Origin of the sequence: Nostoc sp. NMS2, assembly GCF_017115105.1 — a bacterium.
GTDB lineage: Bacteria > Cyanobacteriota > Cyanobacteriia > Cyanobacteriales > Nostocaceae > Nostoc.
On the sequence record NZ_JABXKH010000025.1, the window covers coordinates 50,288 to 56,227 of the forward strand.

The 5,940-nt window shown below is 42.9% G+C and carries 6 protein-coding genes and 1 pseudogene; 3 read left to right on the forward strand and 4 right to left on the reverse strand.

Annotated elements, in window-relative coordinates; translation table 11 throughout:
- Positions 1 to 292: 292 nt before the first annotated feature.
- Positions 293 to 586 (reverse strand): bluetail domain-containing putative surface protein, encoded by a 294-nt coding sequence (locus HWQ36_RS02145; protein WP_292697618.1) that lies wholly within the window; start codon positions 584 to 586, stop codon positions 293 to 295.
- 848 nt (positions 587 to 1,434) lie between these two features.
- On the reverse strand, positions 1,435 to 1,809 hold the full coding sequence (locus HWQ36_RS02150; protein ID WP_292697620.1) for a cytochrome c: 375 nt from the start codon (positions 1,807 to 1,809) through the stop codon (positions 1,435 to 1,437).
- Between the two features lie 210 nt (positions 1,810 to 2,019).
- On the opposite strand from HWQ36_RS02150, the gene petG reads away from it, so the two are divergent.
- A complete protein-coding gene (petG, locus tag HWQ36_RS02155) occupies positions 2,020 to 2,133 on the forward strand; it encodes a cytochrome b6-f complex subunit V (RefSeq protein ID WP_063721252.1) in 114 nt (37 codons plus the stop codon).
- Positions 2,134 to 2,263: 130 nt separating this feature from the next.
- Here the strand turns inward: petG and rsmD are convergent, their stop codons facing one another.
- Entirely contained in the window at positions 2,264 to 2,812 is a 549-nt protein-coding gene (rsmD, locus tag HWQ36_RS02160; RefSeq protein ID WP_292697629.1) for a 16S rRNA (guanine(966)-N(2))-methyltransferase RsmD, read from the reverse strand.
- Between the two features lie 131 nt (positions 2,813 to 2,943).
- Positions 2,944 to 3,579 (reverse strand): imidazole glycerol phosphate synthase subunit HisH, encoded by a 636-nt coding sequence (hisH, locus tag HWQ36_RS02165; RefSeq protein ID WP_292697631.1) that lies wholly within the window; start codon positions 3,577 to 3,579, stop codon positions 2,944 to 2,946.
- 59 nt (positions 3,580 to 3,638) lie between these two features.
- Here hisH and HWQ36_RS02170 point away from each other — a divergent pair.
- Positions 3,639 to 4,150: pseudogene (locus tag HWQ36_RS02170) on the forward strand (peptidase C15).
- Positions 4,151 to 4,181: 31 nt separating this feature from the next.
- On the forward strand, positions 4,182 to 5,549 hold the full coding sequence (locus tag HWQ36_RS02175; protein ID WP_292697633.1) for a DUF3370 domain-containing protein: 1,368 nt from the start codon (positions 4,182 to 4,184) through the stop codon (positions 5,547 to 5,549).
- The last annotated feature ends 391 nt before the right edge of the window (positions 5,550 to 5,940 follow it).

Consider the following 5,940-nt stretch of genomic DNA (forward strand, 5'->3'; position numbering starts at 1 on the left):
GCAGCGATGCCGTTAATGATAAAGCCGTTGCTGCCGTTGAGGGTCGAGAGGTTGAAGGTTGAATTTGCCATAATTGTGTTTGTTGTTTTTCTTGAGTTGATATTTGGGATTGACTAAGATTTGATGTTCTTGGTCTCTCCCCTTTTCTAAACTTCTCCCTGGGTAGGGAAAAGGTTTAAAAAGCTTGTGTTGAAGTTGCCCTGCCTTCTCTGGTTTGTTGAGAGTTGGATTGGTGCGCCCTTATACCATTTCACCAAAACCTTGATCCAGTAGGGGTACGGCACTATCGTGCTTAAGCGATCGCCAAATTCGTCAAATTACTGCTAAACCCGGTAATCTCAATCACAGCATCACTGGCAGATTGGAAGTCGGCTGTACCATCGGCAGCGATCGCCTCTTCCATGCTTTCCTGATATATTTCCCCTAGTGCAAGTAAATTCTCAAACCGCCAAATTCGATCGCGTGTGCTAACATATAAGCTGTTATTAAATGCATACATGCCCATTGGTTTGTCAAACAATCGCTCGTGAGCAACTACTCGCCCTTGAAAATTGCAGCCGATTGGTTTGATAGGTAGTGAAAGCAAGACTCAGAAGCTGGCTTTGCAGCCAAGAAACAAAGTGTGGTGAGTAAGTAAGCCATCTCCAGTTTGGGCACACTGGAAAAGGGCATGGCGTTATACCAATTCACTAAAATAATGAAACAGATGTAAACCCTGAAAGCCTTGCTGTATCTAATTTTTTTAATTGCGAATTGCGAATTGTGAATTGGTATTACTGCGGGGCAGAAAACTTTCCATACAAAAGTTTTGAATTCATTAATAATTTTTGACAGGACAAAACTGCTTCCATTACTCCTGTAATGGAAATCTGCACAGACAGCACCCGACTAAATCTGTCATGTAATTTTTATTTATTAGCAGTGATGGTAATATTACGGCTAAATAATTATTATTTGAGGAAAGCTTATCAAAAATTCAATAATTGACACTCCCCACCTTATGAGTACATTGAAGGTGGGGATTCTACATTCCTCCTAGCTACTTGCTCTACCAGGGTTTCCCCAAGTAGAGTAGAGGTTGCTAGTCCTGTAGCGTTACTTCCAGTCTGCCCGACTGTAGCTTTTGCAAGATTTAGAATATTCACCGCCGCATTTACATCCCTCTGCAAAACACTTACTCATACATCTGTCCTCTGTCTTACCTGTGGTAAAAATTAATTACAGATGTAATCGTCAATCGCCGCCTTACATCCCCTGAGCTATAGACGGATGGGGTATTACGGCGTTTGGATAAAGGCTCCTATGTTCAGCCGTCTCTGCTGTAGGAGGGGAGGTAAGCCCTAATCTCGGACGAAAGTCTAAGTTTAGGCACTCCCCTGTGATTACAGAAGCCCCAACTTCAACCGTACTCGGTAAGTTGGGGTAGTTCACTCTCTATAACGATTCTAAATAGCTCAAAAGATCCGCCATTTCTTGGGTGCTAGGCTGGAATTTGGGCATTGGCGGGGTTTCGCCACTGATTACCTGGTGAATCAATCCATATTGAGATTTATGCTTAGAAACAGCTTGCAAACTTGGCCCTACTCGCCCGTCTGCTTCCAAACCATGACAACCAGCACAGTTAATTTGAAAGATCGCGTGTCCTTGAACTGGGTTTCCTGTTATAGATAAAACACTCTTGACATAAGGATCTGAGGCTTGAACCAACTGAACACCAAAAAAGCCCAAAGGGACTGATAGCAGTATGGCCAGCGTCAATAAAACGATGCGCTGAATCAAAATTTCAGGTTTGGTAATCTGGTTATCCAAAAGGTTTGCGGTGAAAGTCTAGGTGTGCTAAAAAGTTTTCTTTTCCTACACATAGCTTAAAAGTTCTTGATCGTGTCTGCAAGCACAAAAGACTATTTCTTTATGAGCAGTTGCCCTGCAAAAAGTCTATAGGACGCAGGATTCATACTAAATTTGGTAAAATCAAAAACAGGCAACGAATATTTAATAATTACAAAGAGGAGATTTCCAGTGGTTGAACCCCTGTTATCAGGTATTGTCCTTGGTCTAGTTTTCGTCACCCTTGCCGGACTGTTTTACGCTGCCTATAAGCAATACAAGCGCCCCAATCAGTTGGGCGGTTGAGGGAGTGCTGAATTTTGAGTAGGGGATGAGGGAGCAGGGGAGAAATTGCAGTAAGTTTTTCCCCTCTGCCCCTCCGCTTCTTGTACCCAATGCCCAATCCCCAATGCCCAATCCCCACTCTTCTGTCCTCTCATTGCCCAATTCTGTAGAAAGTAAGTGATGTGTTGCCGTAAACCTTCTCGCGGCAAATTTCCCAAGAGGGAATTTCTAGCGGTGTCCAACCTTGTGAGGCGTGTTCAACTGCGATTTCGCCACTAGGATCTAAAAGTTGATAGTGAGCGATCGCTTCTAATACTGGTTGGAACAATCCACTGGCATAAGGTGGATCAAAGTAAATTCTATCGAATTGCTTGCCTGATAAAGTCTTTAACTGCTGCGTAATATCTCCCCGCAACACCCGAAATTCTTGCTCTTCGACATTAGCTACCTGCTGCCAATTTTGTTGGATGGTGGCACAGGCTCGGCTCGATTGTTCAATTCCCACTACTAGGCTGGCTCCTCTACACAAAGCCTCTGCGCCCATTGAACCAGTACCGGCGCACAAATCTAGCCAGCGACAACCTGCAATTTCTCCCTGCCAAATATTAAAGACTGCCTCCCTTACCCGCGCACTGGTAGGTCTAGTTTCTTTCCCTGGTAAAGTTTTTAGCTGGCGATTACCGTAAATTCTCAGGCTCATTGGTTATTAGTCATTGGTCATTAGTCATTAGTCATTGGTCACTTGTACTGAGCGACTTGCCTTGAGCGAAGTCGAAAGGAGCCGAAGTATTAATTTTAGACAAAAGACAAAGAACAAATGACAAAAATAGATTAGGCAGGAATTTTTTCGCGGACTTGAGCAACAAAATTAGAGAGGATTTGCAATCCGATGTTAGAGGATTTTTCGGGGTGAAATTGCACTGCCATCAGGTTTTCGTGAGCGATCGCAGCTGTGACGGTTTGAGTCCCGTGGGTGATGGTTGCTGCACGGATTAGTGGGTCTATTGGGTCAACATAGTAAGAATGGACAAAATATACCCAAGGATCGGACGGCAAATGCTCCCACAAAATACTTTTTGCCTGAGTCATTTCCAGCTGATTCCAACCCATGTGAGGAATAGTGATGTCAGGTTCTGGACGAAATCGGCGCACTTTTCCTTTGATAATTCCTAGTCCTGGTTGGGTACCTTCTGCACTTGATTCAAAGAGAATTTGCAATCCTAAACAAATTCCCAAAAAAGGTTTACCAGATGCGATCGCTTCTTTAATAGGTTGTTCTAAACCACGCGCTCGCAGGTGTTGCACTGCTGGATCAAATGCTCCCACTCCCGGCAGAACTATTGCATCTGCCTGCTCTAATTCCTTTGGAGAATAAGTAACATTAGGAGTTGCCCCAGCTTTTTCCAAGCCTTTACAGACTGAGTGCAAATTTCCCATCTCGTAGTCTACGACCGCAATTACTGGCATTTACCTGCTCCTTGTAAATTTATTAATGGAGGGTTTTTCTATTCTAAATAATATTTGTTATGAAGCAAAGAATTCTATTAACTTATTTTGACATTTGCCGAAAAGATCAATAGTCAAATTCTTCAGATGATTTATTACTTGAAGTTACCAAACTCGATCTGATACCAGATGACTGAAGTTTTTTACGCCTGTTACCCGTAGATATGCAACTTGCCAAAACTCAGGTAATGGAAAAAATCAATGCAATTCAACCTGATTAAATTATCTGTTGTGGTCAGGCTGCAATCCTTACACAATTAAGTGTGGAAGCGGTTGCTAGCTGTAGAGAAATTGTTTTACAAACAGAAGTTGATTTAGAAAAATTCGTGGCGGCAGCATCGGCAATTGAGATTAGCCACGACTGCGCTAAATTTGTCTTTACTATTCAGTGTTGGACTACTTAAGCGAAAATCAACTCACGACCCGTTGTATTTTTACCCACGTTCCGGTTCTAAATCAAGAAAATTTGATGGGACTTCTGGGAGATTTCGTATTAATTATTAACAAACTGGCACTTTCATCAAGTTGTTAATGTCTGTATGGTGAAAGAAATATCTAAGTATATGTTGCCATTGTTACTAATTTTCCCAATAGCTCAATCAACTCCTACCACGCCACCACCTGAAGAAGTCGTACAACCACAAGAAGTACGTCCTTTGCCAGGTCAATTGGATACAGTGCCAACTTTTAACAGTAATAGTCCAGAATTGGTGTTGAAAGAAGGAATTTTACTCTCCACTTTTCCACCAGATGGCAAAAAAGTGCCAACAGCGCATCTGAATTTTCCCTTTCGGGGACGATTTGATATTTTTGCCCATCACGTTGCTAGGGCTGAACCACCAGAGAATTTGCGGTCGCTCTATTTAGGAATAATTTTGCACAACCCTGGTTCGGAAGCAGTAAAGGTAAATATTTGGCAGGGGGCGAGTTATTTGAGTCAACCGGATGCACCATTTATTCAGTTACCATCCTTTAGCCCAAATCCTTTAGGGACAATTTTTGCAGGACCTGGCGATCGCGTCATGTCTGATGTGCTGATGGGACGACGACAAGAGATTTTCCCTGCCCAAATTGAGATTCCACCAAAGCAAAGTCGGATGTTACTAAATTTACCAATTCCTGTGCAGGGATTGACACCGCCTCTGAATGGTCGGTCTACATTGATCCGACTGCAAAGTAATGGCACTGTCTATGCAGCTAGCCTAGCGATGTTTGCACGGGTGAATCCTGATGGCAGTGAGCGATCGCCAACTTTAGAAGAGTGGCAGAATTTACTAGATAATGGTGATTTAGCTGGGCCACGAGATAAAACCCCCACTCCCTTAGAGGAAACTGGCAAGCCAAGAATTTATGGGCGTGTTGCTGGAGTGGCTAGTGGTTCACGCTGGAGAGCCTTATTAGTAGATAATCCTAAAGCCAGATATCTAACTATTCCCCAGCCTGGTCAAGTGTTTTCCTACGCCCTGAGTACCCTACATGGCGGTACATTAGGAACTGGTCAAATTCAAAGTTCGCCTATGCTGGTGCGCTATCCTGACACCGCATATCGCGCTCATGGCAACTATGGGATTCAATATAATCTCAAGTTGCCGCTATACAACAATACTCAAAGTCGTCAAACTGTGAGTGTATCCATACAAACCCCACTGAAGGAAAATCAGTTAGTCAAACCAGGGTTACGCTTTCTGAGTACACCAGCCCGTGAAGTATTTTTCCGAGGGACAGTGCGGGTACGTTACAAAGATGAGCAAAATCAGCCGCAAACTCAGTTTGTGCATTTAGTGCAAAAGAGAGGTCAACCAGGGGAACCTTTAGTTTCATTAAATATGAAAGCTGGCGATCGCTCCTTAGTAGAAGTAGACTTTCTCTATCCACCAGATGCCACACCACCGCAAGTATTAACAGTGTCAACTCAGGCGGAAAGTCGGTAATGAATGATGGGTAATTAGGTATAGCTTTTCTCCAATTACCAATTACCTATTAAACTAAAAGACATCTAATTTGCATATTAAAATTTTCTCAATATCTTGTGGGGTGGGCATCCTGCTCGCCCTGATTATGCAACTTGAATGCTGATTAGCTTAACAATATCTTTGCCAATTGACGAGATGAACATAGAACAAACGTGGATTATGTACGTCTCTCTCTGCTTTATGGCAAAAAACTAAGCAAATAAAGCTCTACTGCTGACCAACTTTGCGCGGTCAAGCCAGAGGCTCGTTTGATATTAAACAGTTAGTTATGGCAGAGACTTACAATGCTTACTGATATAGGAATCATATTTGATTTCTGAAAAAGACTGCGGGATAATACGGATAGAAA